The organism is Pararhizobium sp. P1_E7 (assembly GCF_056405855.1).
Map to the genome: position 1 here is coordinate 274,691 of NZ_JBFUBH010000002.1, position 14,362 is coordinate 289,052.

The window sequence follows — 14,362 nt, forward strand, 5'->3', positions numbered from 1 at the left end:
CGTGGTGCCGTCATTCATCGGGTGATTTCGGCCGGTGTCGCGGTCGCTGTTCCAGCGGTCGCGTTCATGGTGAACGGCGAGATCAATTTGGAATTCATCGTGCTGGGGGCGCTGATCGGCTTCGGCTTCTGGTACTGGGGTCCCACGTGGCCCCCGCTATGAAATAAGGGACGAGTAGATGGGCAAGGTTACAGGCTTCATGGAAATCGACCGGCAGCTGGCAAAGTATCAGCCGGCATCGGACCGCATTCGGCATTTCCGCGAATTCACAATCCCGATGTCGGACCCGGAAGTGCAGAAACAGGCGGCGCGCTGCATGGACTGTGGCATCCCCTATTGCCATGGCCCGACCGGCTGCCCGGTGCACAACCAGATCCCCGACTGGAACGATCTGGTCTATAACGGCAACTGGGACGAGGCGATCCGCAACCTGCACTCGACCAATAACTTTCCGGAATTCACCGGCCGCATTTGCCCGGCGCCGTGCGAGGAAGCCTGCACGCTGAACCTGGAAGACGCCCCCGTGGCGATCAAGACCGTCGAGCAGGCCATCGCCGACAAGGCCTATGAAATGGGCTATATCGTGCCGCAGCCGGCTGTCGTGAAGACCGGCAGACGCGTGGCGGTCATCGGTTCTGGCCCGGCCGGCATGGCCGCGGCCCAGCAGCTGGCCCGCGCCGGTCACGAGGTCCACGTCTATGAGCGGGAGAGCAAGCCCGGCGGCCTTCTGCGCTACGGCATCCCGGACTTCAAGATGGAAAAGAACTTCATCGATCGCCGCGTCGACCAGATGCGCGGCGAAGGCGTCACCTTCCATTGCGGCGTCAATGTCGGGGTCGATCGTACCGTTGATAGCCTGACCGCCGAACACGATGCCGTGCTTTATTGCGGCGGTTCGGAAACTCCGCGCGACGCTGGTATTCCCGGTGTCGAATTTATCGGCGTGCATGACGCGATGCCCTATCTCGTCCAGCAGAACCGCCGCGTCGGCCGCGAAAACATCGACAGCGTCGGCTGGCCTTCGAACCCGATCCTGGCCGGTGGCAAGCATATCGTCGTCGTCGGCGGTGGCGATACCGCGTCCGACTGCGTTGGCACGGCCTTCCGGCAGGGCGCCGTCAAGGTCACCCAGCTCGACATCCGCCCGCAGCCGCCGGAAAAGGAAGACAAGCTCGCCGTCTGGCCGTTCTGGGCCACCAAGATGCGCACCTCGTCATCGCAGGCCGAAGGCGCCGTGCGCGAATTTCAGGTGGCAACGCTCGAGTTCGTCGGCGAGGACGGCGTGCTGACCGGCGTCAAGTGCTGTCAGGTTGACGAGCGCCGCAAGCCGATCCCCGGCACGGAATTCGTCATCAAGGCTGATCTGGCCTTCATCGCCATCGGTTTCAGTGGTCCGTTCACCGACAGCGTCCTGAAGGATCTCAGCGGCAAGCTGACGATCAACACCGACCGCCGCGGTTCGACCAACGTCGTTGCCAACGACAAGGACTACAAGACCTCCGTGGACAAGCTCTGGGTTGCAGGCGACGTCCGCCGTGGCCAGTCGCTGGTTGTCTGGGCAATCCGCGAAGGCCGCCAGGCGGCACGCGCCATCGACGAAGCGCTGATGGGCTCGACGGTCCTGCCGCAGTAAGGCAAGGCTGACATAGGGTTCGATCTGTCACCTAGAGGCTCCGCACGATGCGGGGCCTTTTTCGCGAACAGCTCAATTCCTGATGACGGGATTGCTGATAACCGTCTCCGGTTTTGCCAGCCGGAAGTCGTCCACACGCCCCGGCGGCGCATCCGCGACCTCGCCTTTTTCAACAAGACGGTCACGTGGGCTTTTGCCGTTGCTGGTCAGCGCCGCGCCGCCACCGAGAAGAGCGGCGCTGCCGTCCAGATCGGGATCGTCAAGGCTAATCGGCTGGGTCTGGATGATGTCCTCGTTGGCCGTGGGGACGGCAACGACGAGGTCCTTCATGCCATCAGCGCCGGGAATGTCCTGAGCCGAGGCAGCGGCGTCGCCCAAAAGCTTGCGGATATCCTTTTCGACATAGAAGGCAAGTTTGCGTTTTCCGGCCTTGGTGAGGTTGATACCGTCCGATCCGCGCAGGCGAACCTGCTGACCGTTGATGTCGGAGCCGGTCATGACGAACTTCCCGGCTTCATCGACGAAGCCGTCCCAGATGTCGACGAAGGTGCCGCCGGCCTTCTCCGTTTCGGTGCGGAAGATACCGTTCAGGGTGACCATGTCGGCGGTCATCGATGCAGACTGGAAGGGCGGCATGCCGACCCAGAGCAGCGGCGTCTTGTCCTTGCGGGCCAGTGCTGCGAACGTTTCGGTGCGGCGGGTATATTCGGCAAGCCAGCGGTCGCTGCGGAATTTCTCCTTCAGCCCGTCGATCGACATCTGCTGGCGTTCGTTGGCGCCGAGGCTGATGATGATCAAAGCAGGTTTTGTTTCCGCGACGTAAGCCGGCAGGTTCTCCTGCCAGTTGAAATAATCGGTGCGCACCAGGCCGGATGAGCCGTTGGCGCGGGTTTCAATGACGATGCCGGGTGTGGTTTCGAACGCGGTCTTCAGGCCATCGCCGAGGCTGCCGGCCATGAAGTCGCCGACGACCAGCACCTTCTTGGCCGTCTCCAGCTTTTCGACGACGACGGGAGCTGGCTCGACCCGGGCGGGTTTTGCCTTCTGCTGCGTCTTTCGCGCCTTGGGGCGTTGCTGCGGCTGTCTCTGCCGGGGCTCGTAGATCGGAACGTCGTCATAGACGGGGGGCGGTTGCCTGCGGCCGAACCCGAACAGCATGTCGAGAATGGTCCGGCGCTCCTGCGCTTGCGCCTGGCGCGGCGGTTCCACGACGAACGCGGTCAAGCCGATCGCGATGACGATCAGGCCGTTGAGCAGCCGGTGAAGGCCGTTGCTCATGTCTCTGCCGCTCATGCACCTGTTCCGCACTGTTTTGGCCTGCAGTAAATTTAAAGTGTTACAGCGCCGCGCGTCATGTATGACGCGCGGCGTTGTAGAATGTCTTTCCGCCAGCGCGCAACGTCTCTCTTTGGAAAGGCGTTGCCAGCAAGGATGCATGCGGATTGCGCCGCAATTGAGAGCATCTGGCGCCCCTGATCGGGACTATTTCCGCAAGGCCTTCAGCAGGTTCTGGGTGGGTTCTCCGTCGGGTGACAGGCCATTGCGGTTCTGGAAAGCCTGGATGGCGGCCTTGGAGCCGGAGCCGAAATTGCCATCGACCTCGCCGTCGTAATAGCCGAGTTCCTTCAGGCGGGACTGCAGCTCGAACTTCTGCTTGATATCGAGCGAACCGTCCGGACGGCTCCAGGCCTGCTGCATGCCGCCATAGCCGGCGATCTCGTCTGCCAGAAGGCCGACGCCGAGCGCATAGGAGTCCGAGGCATTGTAGCGCTTGATGACGAAGAAATTCTTGGTCATGAGGAAGCCGGGGCCGGCGCCGCCGCCGGGCATTTTCAGTTCAGCGCGCGTATCGCCGTTGCGGAACGCCTTGCCGTTCGGCCGGGTGAACCCGAGCGCTGCCCATTGGGCGACCGTCTTTGTCTGGCCGGCATACTGGCTGCCGTTCTGCGGCGGCGACACTTCGTAGCCCCAGGTCTGTCCCGGCTGCCAGCCGTTCTTCTTCAACAGGTTGGCCGCTGTCGCCAAGGCGTCCGGCACCGAGTTCCAGATGTCCTTGCGACCATTGCCATCCGCATCGACCGCATAGAGCAGGTAGCTGGTTGGAATGAACTGCGTATGCCCCATGGCGCCGGCCCAGGAGCCGTTCAGGTCACGCGGGCTGATATCGCCGTTCTGGAGGATCTTCAAAGCTGCGATCAATTGCGTTTTGGCATATTTGGCGCGTTTCGGATCGGCATAGGCAAGCGTGGCCAGAGCGCGCGGCACGTAATGCAGGCGCTCGTCCTTTTCCAGGACGGCACCGTAGTTGGATTCCATCGACCAGATAGCCAGGAGCACGCTCCTGTCGATGCCGAAATGGCGCTCCAGGGCAGCGAGGGTGCGCGCGTGCTTGGCCGCCATTTCCTGGCCGACCTTGCGCGTGTAGGGATTGACGCGGCTGTCGATATATTCCCAGATCTTGTGCTTGAACTCGGGCTGATAGGCCGCCTTCTCCAGCACATCCGGATCGGGCGTCTTGACGCCGGCAAAAGCCTGCCGGTAGGTCGCCTTGGTGATGCCGCTCTTGGCTGCGGTCGCATAGAAGCTGTTGATCCAGGTCTCGAAGCCCGCGTCGGCCGAGGCTGTCGACGGGGAAAACAGGGCTGCGGCTGTCATGAATGCGGCGGCAGCACAGCGAAGAAGAGTGTCTCGGGTCTTTGTCATCAGCTGTCGTTTCCGTTGGTCGGCGCTCTGCAGCGATCAGGAGGGCGATCGGCCGTGCGCAAATTTACAGTCTTAGAGCCAGCTTCATGCATGGGGTTCATGCATGTGGTTCCATTTTCGGGCCGTTCAGCCAATGAGGCAACTGCCAGAACCGGAATCTTACGAAAATGAAGTCAACAAATTCTTTACCATGAATGGGTGGTACCGTCTTCCTTTGCAAAAAAATAGCAAATTGACGTTTAATCCCTATTGCTGCAAACCGGTTCCGTTTTAAATCACAGTGCCGTGATCCTGGAGACGTCAATGACTGACAAGCGTAAAGTCCGTAAAGCTGTTTTCCCCGTCGCTGGTCTTGGAACCCGGTTCCTGCCCGCGACCAAAGCCGTTCCCAAGGAAATGCTGACGGTCGTTGACAAGCCGGTGATCCAGTATGTCGTGGACGAGGCACTGGATGCGGGCATCGAGCACCTGATTTTCGTCACCGGCCGCAGCAAGGCGGTGATCGAGGATTACTTCGATATTCAGGTCGAACTGGAACAGACGCTGCGCGAGCGCAACAAGACGGCGGAATTGACGCTTCTGGAAGGCATTCTTCCGGTCGCCGGAAGCACCAGCTTTACCCGCCAGCAGTCGCCGCTCGGTCTCGGCCATGCCGTCTGGTGCGCGCGCGAACTCGTTGGCGACGAACCCTTTGCGCTGCTTTTGCCCGACATGATCATGCAAGCCGAGAAGGGCTGCCTCAAGGGTATGGTCGAGCTCTACGAGCAGAGCGGCGGCAACGTCATCGCCGTGGAGGAATGTGCCCCCGACCAGGCCCACAAGTATGGGATCGTCGGCGCCGGCGAGAAGGTCGGCGACGGGTTCAAGATCACCAAGATGGTCGAGAAGCCGGCACCGGGCACGGCACCGTCGAACTTCTTCATCAACGGCCGCTATATCCTGCAACCGGAAATCTTCTCGATCCTCGCTACCCAGGAGCGTGGTGCCGGCAACGAAATTCAGCTGACCGACGGCATGCTGAAGCTTGCCCAGACACAGGATTTCGCCGGGTACCATTTCCGTGGCAATACCTATGACTGCGGCATGAAAGAGGGCTTTATCCTGGCCAACGTCGCCTTCGCGCTGGCGCGTGGCGATATCCGACCAGGCGTGGAAGGCCCCTTGAAGGCCTTGCTTCAGGGCCTGAAGTAAGCCTGCCGATAGACGAAAAAGCGTCCGCTGACGAAAACCTCAGCGGGCGCTTTTTGTTTTCGGGATCAGCGGCGCAGTGTCAGCCCGACGCCGACGCGCGCGACATTGGTTGCCGGGCCGCTGTCGCGGGTGGTGTGTTCGTAACTGACGTCGCCGGTCAGGGCGAGGTAGCGGTTCAGGTCCCAGGTGAGGCCGGCACCCGTCAGCCAGACCTTTTCGTCGTCCGAACTGCCGCTGGGGAAATTGCGGAGGGTCAGGCTATTGGATAGCCGTGCCACGAGCGCGGTGCGCAGTTCATGGGTTGCCCTGCTGCTCAGCGTATAGACCATGGCGCCGCTTTCGCCGGCGGTCGTCGATGGTTCGATACCAGTCGAGATACCGTAAGCGATATCGGTGCCGCGCTGCGGCGACCAGTTGATCAGACCGTCGATGGTGAATCCCTTCAGCTCGTCGAGGCGATTGTCGTCGAACCGGTAGGTTTGATACCCGAGCGCGATCTCGCCATTGAGCTTTTCGCCGAGATCGGCCTCGATCCCGGCGCGGGCGCCGTAGCTGTCATAGGATCGCTCGAAGCCGAGCGTGTCCCGGCGCAGGTCATAGATCGATTTCCCCGCTGACGCCTCGATGAACGGAACAAGGGCCGGCGACAATTCGTAGCCGACGCGCACGGTGAGCGCGCCTGCATTGCGGTTTCTGTCCTTCATCGACAGCGTGCCGCCATTGTCAAGTTCGGCGTCGCCATAGACGTAGCGGTCGAAATCGATCTTGGCGGAGCCACGCAGGATGCCGAAATCGCGCTCAATACCGGCGCCGAGCGTATATTGGTCGATGCCCGACTGGACGCTGGCATTGCTGATCGCGTTCGGATCGGTCGAATCCTCGCGTTCGAAATGATAGCCGGCCTTCAGCGTCCCGGTTGTCTGTTCGGAGAGATCGAGGCGCAGGGCGGCTTCGACGTCGGCCGTCGGTTCTGTCTCGCCGGTGCCGGAGACATTGTGCTGCCATGTGCCTTCGCCGGTGACCGTCAGCTGGTGGCGGGACCAGTCGGAGGTGAGCGTGCCTTTCAGGCCGGTTTCCAGATAGCTGCGGTTTTCCTTCGAATTGCCGGTCTTGTTGCTTTCGAAATTGTAGCTCTGGCCAAGCGTCGGTTTCAGGGTGAAGCTGCCAAGCCGGATACCTTGAGCCTCGTTGCGGTCGATATCGAGCTGTGATCTGAGCCCATCGACGGTGTTTTCGCGCAGGTTGGTGCGGGCCATGTCCTCGTCGACCGTGGGGTCGTTGAGCAGCGGTTCGCCGGCATCGGTGCTGATCGAGCCGGTGGTGATCGCTGCATCCTGCGCAGGCGCGGCGCCGGGAAGGGTCACGGCATTGGACGTGGCTGTGCCGGTTGCCGTTGCTTCGCCCGATCCGGGAAGAAGCGTTTGGGCGGACACACCATTGGGTAAAACCAGCGCACAGCCGGCCATCAGCCAGGCCGCAGCGGCTACCGGGCGCGCGAGGTTCGTCCTCTTCGTGCGTTGAGTGAATGGCGTCATCTGCCGAATGCCCGGAAATCCGTTTACCAGTGTTGAGCAACCGTAAACGGATGTGGTTAACCATTCCTTTCCGAAACGGCATTCGGCTTTATTTTCAGGCGCTTTCGACGGTCAGCCGATTGCCGTCACTGCCGATCACCCTGACGCGCGCGCCAGCCGGCAGGTCCGGCCCGTTGACAGTCCATGTCGTGTCGTCGAGCCTGATCCGGCCCCGGCCTTCGGTGATTGGCGTTTCAAGCACGGCGGTGCGGCCGACGAGGCGGGCGCCGCGCTGGTTGAGGAGCGGTTCGTCCGATGTGCCGCCGGAGCGAGCAAGCAATCCGCGCCCGACGAAAACCGCGGCGACGGAAAGAACGGCGAAGAGCACCAGCTGTGCCTGCCAGACCCAGAAGCCTGCGTCCCAGAGCAGAAGCGAGACGGCGCCGGTGAGAATAGCGGCAATGCCGATCCAGACGAGGAACACACCGGGCGCCACCACTTCGGCTGCGAGCAGCGCGAGACCAAGCACCCACCAGCTCCATGGACCAAGTTCAAGGATGATGCGCTCGATCATGGATCAGCTTTCCTTCCGGGGCGTCTCGAAAGGGTTGCGGACCGGTTCCGGGCGCGGCGTCGTCTGCCGCACCGGTGCCGGCGAACTGCCGCCATCGCCGAACACTTCCCTTGCGATCGCCCCGATACCCCCAAGCGAGCCTATCAGCGACGAGGCTTCCATCGGCATCAGCACGATCTTCGAGTTCGGCGCGGTGCCGATCGAGGCCATCGCTTCGGTGTATTTCTGCGCGACGAAATAGTTGACGGCCTGCACATTGCCGGCGGCGATCGCTTCCGAGACCATTTTCGTTGCTTTGGCTTCTGCTTCCGCCAGTCGCTCGCGTGCTTCCGCGTTGCGGTAAGCTGCCTCGCGCTGGCCTTCAGCCTGGAGGATCGCCGATTGCTTGGCGCCCTCGGCGCGCAGGATCTGCGCATTGCGTGCGCCTTCGGCTTCCAGTACCAGCGCGCGCTTCTCGCGCTCAGCCTTCATCTGCCGGGCCATGGCATCGACAAGATCCTTCGGCGGCTGGATATCCTTGATCTCGACGCGAGTGACCTTGATACCCCAGGGGCCGACTGCCTCATCGACGACATGCAATAGCTTGTCGTTGATGGCGTCGCGGTTGGACAGAAGCTCGTCGAGGTCCATCGAGCCCATGACGGAACGGATGTTGGTCATGGTGAGATTGAGAATGGCGCTTTGCAGATCGGAGACCTGATAGGCGGCCTCGGCGGCGTTCAGCACCTGGAAAAAGGCCACGGCATCGGCCGACACGCTGGCATTGTCGCGGGTGATGACCTCCTGCGTCGGCACGTTCAACACCTGCTCCATCACGTTCATTCTGGCGCCAATGCCGTCGATGAAGGGGATGATGATGTTCAGTCCCGGCTCAAGGGTTTTCGTATAGCGTCCAAAACGTTCAACAGTGTAGCGATAGCCTTGCGGTACTGTTTTGACACCCTTGAAGATCAGAAGAACGGCTAGAACGACCAGTCCAACAACGGCGATATCCAGTCCGGCCAGAGGCATCCGGTTTCTCCCTTAATGGTTTGTTTCGCCACACTCTACGCAACCGGCGCCAAGAAGCCAGCGGATTTCCCCATTCACAAAGCCTGCTTTTTAGCCTAAAGAGCGCCCATTCGCTTACCGGTCGCAGCCTACCCGGTCAAAACAAGGACTAGAATATGAAAACCATCGTGATCTGCTCCGGCGGATTGGACTCCGTTTCGCTTGCCCACAAAGTGGCAGCCGAACATACGCTTGCTGCGCTTCTCTCCTTCGACTATGGCCAGCGCCACAAGAAGGAACTGGATTTTGCCGCCGCCTGCGCCGTGCGGCTGAACGTGCCGCATCACATCATCGACATCGGTGCGATCGGCGCCCATCTGACCGGGTCGGCACTAACAGACGATATTGCCGTTCCGGACGGGCATTACGCCGAAGAGACGATGAAGGCGACGGTCGTGCCCAATCGCAACGCCATCATGCTGGCGATTGCTTTCGGGGTCGCTGCCGCGCAGAAGGCGGATGCCGTTGCAACCGCCGTGCATGGCGGCGATCACTTCATCTATCCCGATTGCCGTCCGGGGTTCATCGATGCGTTCCAGACCATGCAGAACCACGCGACCGAAGGCTATGCCGCAGTCACGCTCTATGCGCCTTACGTGAACGGATCGAAGGCCGACATCGTCACGGACGGTGCCAAGAACGGTACGCCATTTGCTGAAACCTGGTCCTGCTACAAGGGCGGTGCGCGCCATTGCGGGCGATGCGGCACCTGCGTGGAGCGGCGGGAGGCCTTTCATCTGGCCGGTATTGCCGATCCGACGGACTACGAGGATGCCGATTTCTGGGTCTCGGCCACCGGTGGGTTTGCTGCGGCGGAGGTAAAGTGATGTTTCGCATCAGCAAGGAATTCCATTTCTCCGCCTCGCACCAGCTCACCAGTCTTCCGGCCGACCATCAATGTGCGCGGCTGCACGGACATAATTATGTGGTCGTGGTCGAGCTTGCCGCTGAAGAGCTGAACGAACACGGCTTCGTGCGCGACTATCACGAGCTGTCGCCGCTTAAGCACTACATCGACGAAACCTTCGATCATCGCCATCTCAACGATGTTCTCGGCCATGACCGGGTGACGGCTGAGTATCTGGCGCGGCATTTTTACGACTGGTGCAAGGCGCGCCTGCCGGAGACGGCAGCGGTGAAGGTTAGCGAAACGCCCAAGACATGGGCGGAATACCGGCCATGACGGCGAAGTCTGGAGCCGGCCTTATTCGCGTGTCGGAGATGTTTGGCCCGACGATCCAGGGCGAGGGCGTCTTGATCGGCCTGCCGACCGTCTTCGTGCGCACCGGTGGCTGCGATTATCGCTGCTTATGGTGCGACAGCCTGCATGCCGTGGACAGCCGTTATCGCGACGACTGGGCGCCGATGACGCCACAGGCGGTATGGGACGAGGTGAAGCGGCTTTCGGGTGGCGTGCCGGTGATGGTGTCTCTGTCGGGTGGCAATCCGGCGATCCAGCCGCTTGGCGCCGTGATCACGCTCGGGCACCATGAGGATTACCGTTTCGCGTTGGAAACGCAGGGCTCCGTGGCGAAAGACTGGTTTGCCGATCTCGATGTGCTGGTCCTCAGCCCCAAGCCGCCATCCAGCGGTATGGAAACGGACTGGTCTTTATTTGACAGCTGTCTTGAGGCCGCCCGCGGGCGGCCGGAAACAGTGCTGAAAATAGTTGTCTTCGACGAGGCGGACTATGCCTACGCACGCGCCGCTGCGGCGCGCTATCCGCAGCTGCCGGTCTATCTTCAACCGGGCAATCACACGCCGCCTAATGGCGATGAGGCAGATGCCGGCATCGACATGGATGGCATCGCCGAGCGCATGCTCTGGCTGGTGGACAAGGTGACACATGACCGCTGGTTCGACGCCCGGGTGCTGCCGCAGCTGCATGTGCTTTTGTGGGGCAACAGGCGCGGGGTTTAAACCCAGCCCATCAGTTCCCGGCGCACCACATGTTCCAGCACGGTCATGCCGCCCTCGCTGTCATTCAGGCAGGGTATGTGGGCAAACTTCTCGCCGCCCGCATGGTGGAAGGTCTCCGCGGCTTCCACCGCGATTTCCTCCAGCGTTTCCAGGCAGTCCGAAACGAAGCCCGGATTGATCACGGCGATGCGTTTGACGCCGTCCTTGCCGAGTTTCTCGACGGTCTTGTCGGTATAGGGCTGCAGCCACTCCTCAGGTCCGAAGCGGGATTGGAAGGTGACCTGCAGCTTCTGTTTGGACCAGCCGAGCTTTTCGCGCAGCAGCCGCGCCGTTTTCTGACATTGACAGTAGTAGGGATCGCCCTTGTCGAAATAGGATTGCGGGATGCCGTGGAAGGATGTCAGCACCACCTCCGGCTCCCAGTCGAGCGTTGCGAGATGGCCGGTGATCGAATTGGCCAGCGCCTCGATGTAGACCGGATCATCATGGTAAGGTGCTGCGGTGCGCAGGGCAGGCTGCCAGCGCATTTTCAGCAAAGCCTTGAAGGCCTCGTCGTTGACGGTCGCAGTGGTCGCAGCCGCATATTGCGGATAGAGCGGGAACAGAAGGATTTTTTCGCAGCCGTCCTTCTGCAGCTCTTCCATCTTGGACCTGATCGACGGCTGGCCGTAGCGCATCGCCCAATCGACGCGGACATTCGCCAAGCCAGCGAAGGATTTCGCCATGGTCTCCGCCTGGTTGCGGGTATAGGTGCGCAGGTAGCTCTCGTTCAGCTCCTTGTTCCAGATAGTCTCATAGGCCTTGCCGACCTTGGCGGGCCTGGTGTTGAGCACGATGCCGAACAGGATCGGGTACCAGAACAACGGCGACCACTCGATCACCCGCCGGTCCATCAGGAATTGCTTGAGATAGCGCCGCATCGACACCTTGTCGGTGCCGTCGGGCGTGCCGAGATTGACCAGCAGCACACCCACCTTGCCAGACTTGACGGATGGATGCTTCGGGGCGGTCTCGGTGGCGAGGGTCATGACATATCCTGCAATGGACTACAGCGCCGCGCGTCATGGATGACACGCAAATGTCGCTGTAGCGTTTCAAATTTGCTGCATGCCGTTCTTAAAAAGAAAAACCGGCCCGGGAAACCCCGGACCGGCTGTTTGGCAAGAGACATATTGTCTTATTTGGCCGGAATCGTCAGCTCCCTGCCGATTTCCAGCCGCTTCGGAGCCGGATTGCCGTTGGCCTTGGCAATCGTCTTCCACAGTTCGCCATTGCCATAGACGGCCTTGGCCAGATCCCAGAGCGTGTCGCCCTTGGCGATGACATGCTTGCTTTCGGCGGTTGCCGCTGCGTCCGCAGTCGGCTTGGCTTGGGGGGTCGCCGTGTCTGTCGCGGCAGGCTTGGTGTCGGTGCCTGTCTGCGTCGATGGTTCTGCCGGGGCCGCAGCGGCAATTTCGGTGATGCGGCCGTCGGTCATCGGCTTGTAGGGATTATTGGCGGTCAGGTAGTCGGCAAGAACCGTCTCAAGCCCCGGACCGTAATCATAGGCATTCTCGGCCTTGGTCTTGAAGATGCTGTAGCCGTCGCCGCCATTGCGCATGAAGTTGTTGCTGACGACGTTGTAGGTCTTGGCCGCATCGAGCGGTACATAGGCTTCGCCTTCCTTGACCTCGACGACAGAGAGCCGGCTGCCAACCGGGCGGGATTTATCGAAGGAGAACTTCATGCCGGCCACCTGCGGGAAGCGGCCGCCGGCTTCCTCGATCTGGCTCAGGCCGTTTTCCAGAGCGGCGCTGATGTCGGCACCCTTGATCTGGAAGGTCGCAACCGTGTTCTGGAACGGCAGGACGGTAATCGCCTCGCCCATCGACACATCGCCGGCGTCAATCGAGGCACGCAGGCCGCCGCCATTGGTGATGGCGATGGTCACGCCCTGGCCCTTGACGCGGTCGAGCATGGCGTCCGCCACCAGGTCGCCCATCTCGCATTCCTTGGCGCGGCAGGATTCGCGGCTGCCGTCGATCGGTGCTTCGGTCTTGCCGATGATCTTCGTCTTCAGCTCCTCGATCGGCTTGCCGAGCTCCTTGATACGGGCAAGGATTGTTTCGTCCGGCTTGAACTTGGAATCGATCAAGATCGGATCGCCCTTGGCGGTTTTGACGACGCCGTTATCGTCGAAATTGACGTTGAGATCGCCGAGATACTTGCTGTAGGAACCTGCCTGGACGACCGGAACCTTATAGCCGCCGGGATTGTCGACCATCGTCGGATAAGGGCCTTCGGCCTTCTCGTCGGTGTTGGACAACAGGCTGTGCGAATGGCCGCCGACGACGATATCGACATCTGGAATCTTGGCAATGACGGCGAGATCGCGCGGATAGCCGACATGGGTGAGCGCGATGATCTTGTTGACGCCCTGTTTCTTCAGGTCCTCAACGGCGGTGGTGATGGTATCGACATCAAGCCCGATCAGCACATTGTCGCCCGGCGAGGAGATTTCTGGCGTGTCATTTGTGACGGCGCCGACGATGCCGATCTTCTGGCCGCCAACATCGAGCACCAGCGAAGGCTTGATACGATCAACCAGCTTGGACTTGTAACCGGCGAGAACGTTTGACGAGATGACCGGGAAGGTGACCTTGTCGAGGAAGGGGATCAGGCCCTCTTCACCTTCGTCGAACTCGTGGTTGCCGATGGTCATGGCGTCGAACTTCATCAGGTTGAGGAATTCGGCTTCGGCAGCGCCCTTATAGGTCGTGAAGAACAGCGAACCTTGGAAGTTATCGCCGGCGTTCAGCAAAAGCACGTTCTTGCCGGTCAATTCCTGCCGCTTCTGGTCGATCGCCACTTTCAGCCGGGCCGCGCCGCCGAAGCATTCGTTCTTGCCTTCCTCCTCGGCCGAGCAGGTGGAATCGAACTTGTTGATCGATTCGATGCGCGAGTGGAAATCGTTGATATGCAGGATGTTCAATTCATAATCGGCGAAGGCGGCACCGGACGAAAGCGCAAGGATCGAGGCTGTCATCAGCCCAGCTCGCAATTGTCTGATCATGGATGTCTCCTGTTCTGGCGTTTATTGTCGGCATAATAGAGCATTGTCGTGACACTTGGCGTCAAAGTGGATGGTTTCATTTGGTTGCACCGACATCAAGCCCTAAATCGATCTGGCCCTGCGGCGCCTTCCGGCAAGGTTAAAATTGGTGGCCGCGCGCAAAAACGCCGCTGGAGCACTCCGCGGCGGTTTTCCCGGTCGATGCTGAGACGCCCAAGACAACGGTGGACTTGGCTGCCGCCCGGATCGATGCATCCTGAAAAAGAAAACCCTCCGAGCGCTGGGCTTGGAGGGTTTTGGTGTTCGTGGCCGTGAAACGGTCAACTGGCAGTTTCGAGCCTTGGCTTAGATTTTGCGGGACAGAGAGAACTGCGCGCCGGAATCCGTGGTGCAATTGAGCTGCGACATCGAGACCATGGCGCAATTGACCTTGGACTGGGTGTTGCGGACCATCGAGGTCATGTTGATCTCGACCAGCTTCGGCGACAGATTGATATAATTGCCGGAAGCCAGGACTTGGTTGGTGTCTGTGGTGCGGGTCGTGAAGGTTCCGCCCGAGAACGTCGACACGATGCCGTTCGGATCGACCCATGCGCCTTCGACGCCGGCCGGTGCCACCTGGCCACTTTGCGGCAGCTCGCGCACTTCTCGCGGGCCCATGCAGGATGCCAGCGCCGCTGCTGCGGACAGAAGGGTCAGGATTGCGATCGGCTTCATATGTGTCT

General features: G+C 60.8%; 13 protein-coding genes. 5 read left to right on the forward strand and 8 right to left on the reverse strand.

Going from position 1 to position 14,362, the window contains the following annotated elements:
* The first annotated feature begins 178 nt into the window (after positions 1 to 178).
* Complete coding sequence (locus tag AC1D17_RS03765; protein WP_477564085.1) at positions 179 to 1,633, forward strand: glutamate synthase subunit beta; 1,455 nt, start codon at positions 179 to 181, stop codon at positions 1,631 to 1,633.
* A gap of 72 nt (positions 1,634 to 1,705) precedes the next feature.
* Here the strand turns inward: AC1D17_RS03765 and AC1D17_RS03770 are convergent, their stop codons facing one another.
* Positions 1,706 to 2,926, reverse strand: a complete 1,221-nt coding sequence (locus AC1D17_RS03770; protein ID WP_477564086.1) for an SGNH/GDSL hydrolase family protein — start codon at positions 2,924 to 2,926, stop codon at positions 1,706 to 1,708.
* Between the two features lie 189 nt (positions 2,927 to 3,115).
* The gene (locus tag AC1D17_RS03775) at positions 3,116 to 4,336 is read right to left on the reverse strand and encodes a lytic murein transglycosylase (RefSeq protein ID WP_477564087.1); all 1,221 of its coding nucleotides are present in this window, start codon (positions 4,334 to 4,336) and stop codon (positions 3,116 to 3,118) included.
* 303 nt (positions 4,337 to 4,639) lie between these two features.
* Here AC1D17_RS03775 and galU point away from each other — a divergent pair, with 303 nt between their 5' ends.
* A complete protein-coding gene (galU, locus tag AC1D17_RS03780; RefSeq protein WP_477564088.1) occupies positions 4,640 to 5,527 on the forward strand; it encodes a UTP--glucose-1-phosphate uridylyltransferase GalU in 888 nt (295 codons plus the stop codon).
* 65 nt (positions 5,528 to 5,592) lie between these two features.
* On the opposite strand, the gene AC1D17_RS03785 is transcribed toward galU, so the two are convergent.
* The 3 genes from AC1D17_RS03785 to AC1D17_RS03795 form a co-directional block, all read right to left on the reverse strand.
* Complete coding sequence (locus AC1D17_RS03785) at positions 5,593 to 7,062, reverse strand: outer membrane beta-barrel protein (RefSeq protein ID WP_477564089.1); 1,470 nt, start codon at positions 7,060 to 7,062, stop codon at positions 5,593 to 5,595.
* 94 nt (positions 7,063 to 7,156) lie between these two features.
* On the reverse strand, positions 7,157 to 7,615 hold the full coding sequence (locus AC1D17_RS03790; protein WP_477564090.1) for an NfeD family protein: 459 nt from the start codon (positions 7,613 to 7,615) through the stop codon (positions 7,157 to 7,159).
* A gap of 3 nt (positions 7,616 to 7,618) precedes the next feature.
* Positions 7,619 to 8,626 (reverse strand): SPFH domain-containing protein, encoded by a 1,008-nt coding sequence (locus AC1D17_RS03795; RefSeq protein ID WP_477564091.1) that lies wholly within the window; start codon positions 8,624 to 8,626, stop codon positions 7,619 to 7,621.
* A 155-nt stretch (positions 8,627 to 8,781) separates the two neighbouring features.
* Here AC1D17_RS03795 and queC point away from each other — a divergent pair, with 155 nt between their 5' ends.
* The 3 genes from queC to queE are packed head-to-tail and all read left to right on the forward strand — an operon-like array spanning position 8,782 to position 10,585.
* The gene (gene queC / locus AC1D17_RS03800; RefSeq protein ID WP_477564092.1) at positions 8,782 to 9,492 is read left to right on the forward strand and encodes a 7-cyano-7-deazaguanine synthase QueC; all 711 of its coding nucleotides are present in this window, start codon (positions 8,782 to 8,784) and stop codon (positions 9,490 to 9,492) included.
* On the forward strand, positions 9,492 to 9,848 hold the full coding sequence (queD, locus tag AC1D17_RS03805; protein ID WP_477564093.1) for a 6-carboxytetrahydropterin synthase QueD: 357 nt from the start codon (positions 9,492 to 9,494) through the stop codon (positions 9,846 to 9,848). The genes queC and queD overlap by 1 nt, the downstream gene beginning before the upstream one ends.
* Positions 9,845 to 10,585 carry a 7-carboxy-7-deazaguanine synthase QueE gene (gene queE / locus AC1D17_RS03810; protein ID WP_477564094.1) on the forward strand — a complete coding sequence of 247 codons (741 nt, stop codon included), beginning with the start codon at positions 9,845 to 9,847 and terminating at the stop codon, positions 10,583 to 10,585. Before queD ends, queE begins: the two co-directional genes overlap by 4 nt.
* Here queE and hemH read toward each other — a convergent pair.
* From hemH to omp10, 3 genes are all read right to left on the reverse strand, one after another.
* Positions 10,582 to 11,613, reverse strand: coding sequence for a ferrochelatase (hemH, locus tag AC1D17_RS03815; protein ID WP_477564095.1), 1,032 nt, complete (start codon positions 11,611 to 11,613; stop codon positions 10,582 to 10,584). The two genes, queE and hemH, sit on opposite strands and share 4 nt — an antisense overlap.
* Positions 11,614 to 11,762: 149 nt before the next feature.
* Positions 11,763 to 13,637 (reverse strand): 5'-nucleotidase C-terminal domain-containing protein, encoded by a 1,875-nt coding sequence (locus AC1D17_RS03820; protein ID WP_477564096.1) that lies wholly within the window; start codon positions 13,635 to 13,637, stop codon positions 11,763 to 11,765.
* 345 nt (positions 13,638 to 13,982) lie between these two features.
* Positions 13,983 to 14,354, reverse strand: a complete 372-nt coding sequence (omp10, locus tag AC1D17_RS03825) for an outer membrane lipoprotein Omp10 (protein WP_477564097.1) — start codon at positions 14,352 to 14,354, stop codon at positions 13,983 to 13,985.
* Positions 14,355 to 14,362: the final 8 nt, after the last annotated feature.

Coding starts and splice junctions, on each gene's coding strand:
- AC1D17_RS03765 (WP_477564085.1), top strand. CDS start 179: ATGGGCAAGGTTACAGGCTTCATGGAAATCGACCGGCAGCTGGCAAAG.
- AC1D17_RS03770 (WP_477564086.1), bottom strand. CDS start 2,926: ATGAGCGGCAGAGACATGAGCAACGGCCTTCACCGGCTGCTCAACGGC.
- AC1D17_RS03775 (WP_477564087.1), bottom strand. CDS start 4,336: ATGACAAAGACCCGAGACACTCTTCTTCGCTGTGCTGCCGCCGCATTC.
- galU (WP_477564088.1), top strand. CDS start 4,640: ATGACTGACAAGCGTAAAGTCCGTAAAGCTGTTTTCCCCGTCGCTGGT.
- AC1D17_RS03785 (WP_477564089.1), bottom strand. CDS start 7,062: ATGACGCCATTCACTCAACGCACGAAGAGGACGAACCTCGCGCGCCCG.
- AC1D17_RS03790 (WP_477564090.1), bottom strand. CDS start 7,615: ATGATCGAGCGCATCATCCTTGAACTTGGTCCATGGAGCTGGTGGGTG.
- AC1D17_RS03795 (WP_477564091.1), bottom strand. CDS start 8,626: ATGCCTCTGGCCGGACTGGATATCGCCGTTGTTGGACTGGTCGTTCTA.
- queC (WP_477564092.1), top strand. CDS start 8,782: ATGAAAACCATCGTGATCTGCTCCGGCGGATTGGACTCCGTTTCGCTT.
- queD (WP_477564093.1), top strand. CDS start 9,492: ATGTTTCGCATCAGCAAGGAATTCCATTTCTCCGCCTCGCACCAGCTC.
- queE (WP_477564094.1), top strand. CDS start 9,845: ATGACGGCGAAGTCTGGAGCCGGCCTTATTCGCGTGTCGGAGATGTTT.
- hemH (WP_477564095.1), bottom strand. CDS start 11,613: ATGACCCTCGCCACCGAGACCGCCCCGAAGCATCCATCCGTCAAGTCT.
- AC1D17_RS03820 (WP_477564096.1), bottom strand. CDS start 13,637: ATGATCAGACAATTGCGAGCTGGGCTGATGACAGCCTCGATCCTTGCG.
- omp10 (WP_477564097.1), bottom strand. CDS start 14,354: ATGAAGCCGATCGCAATCCTGACCCTTCTGTCCGCAGCAGCGGCGCTG.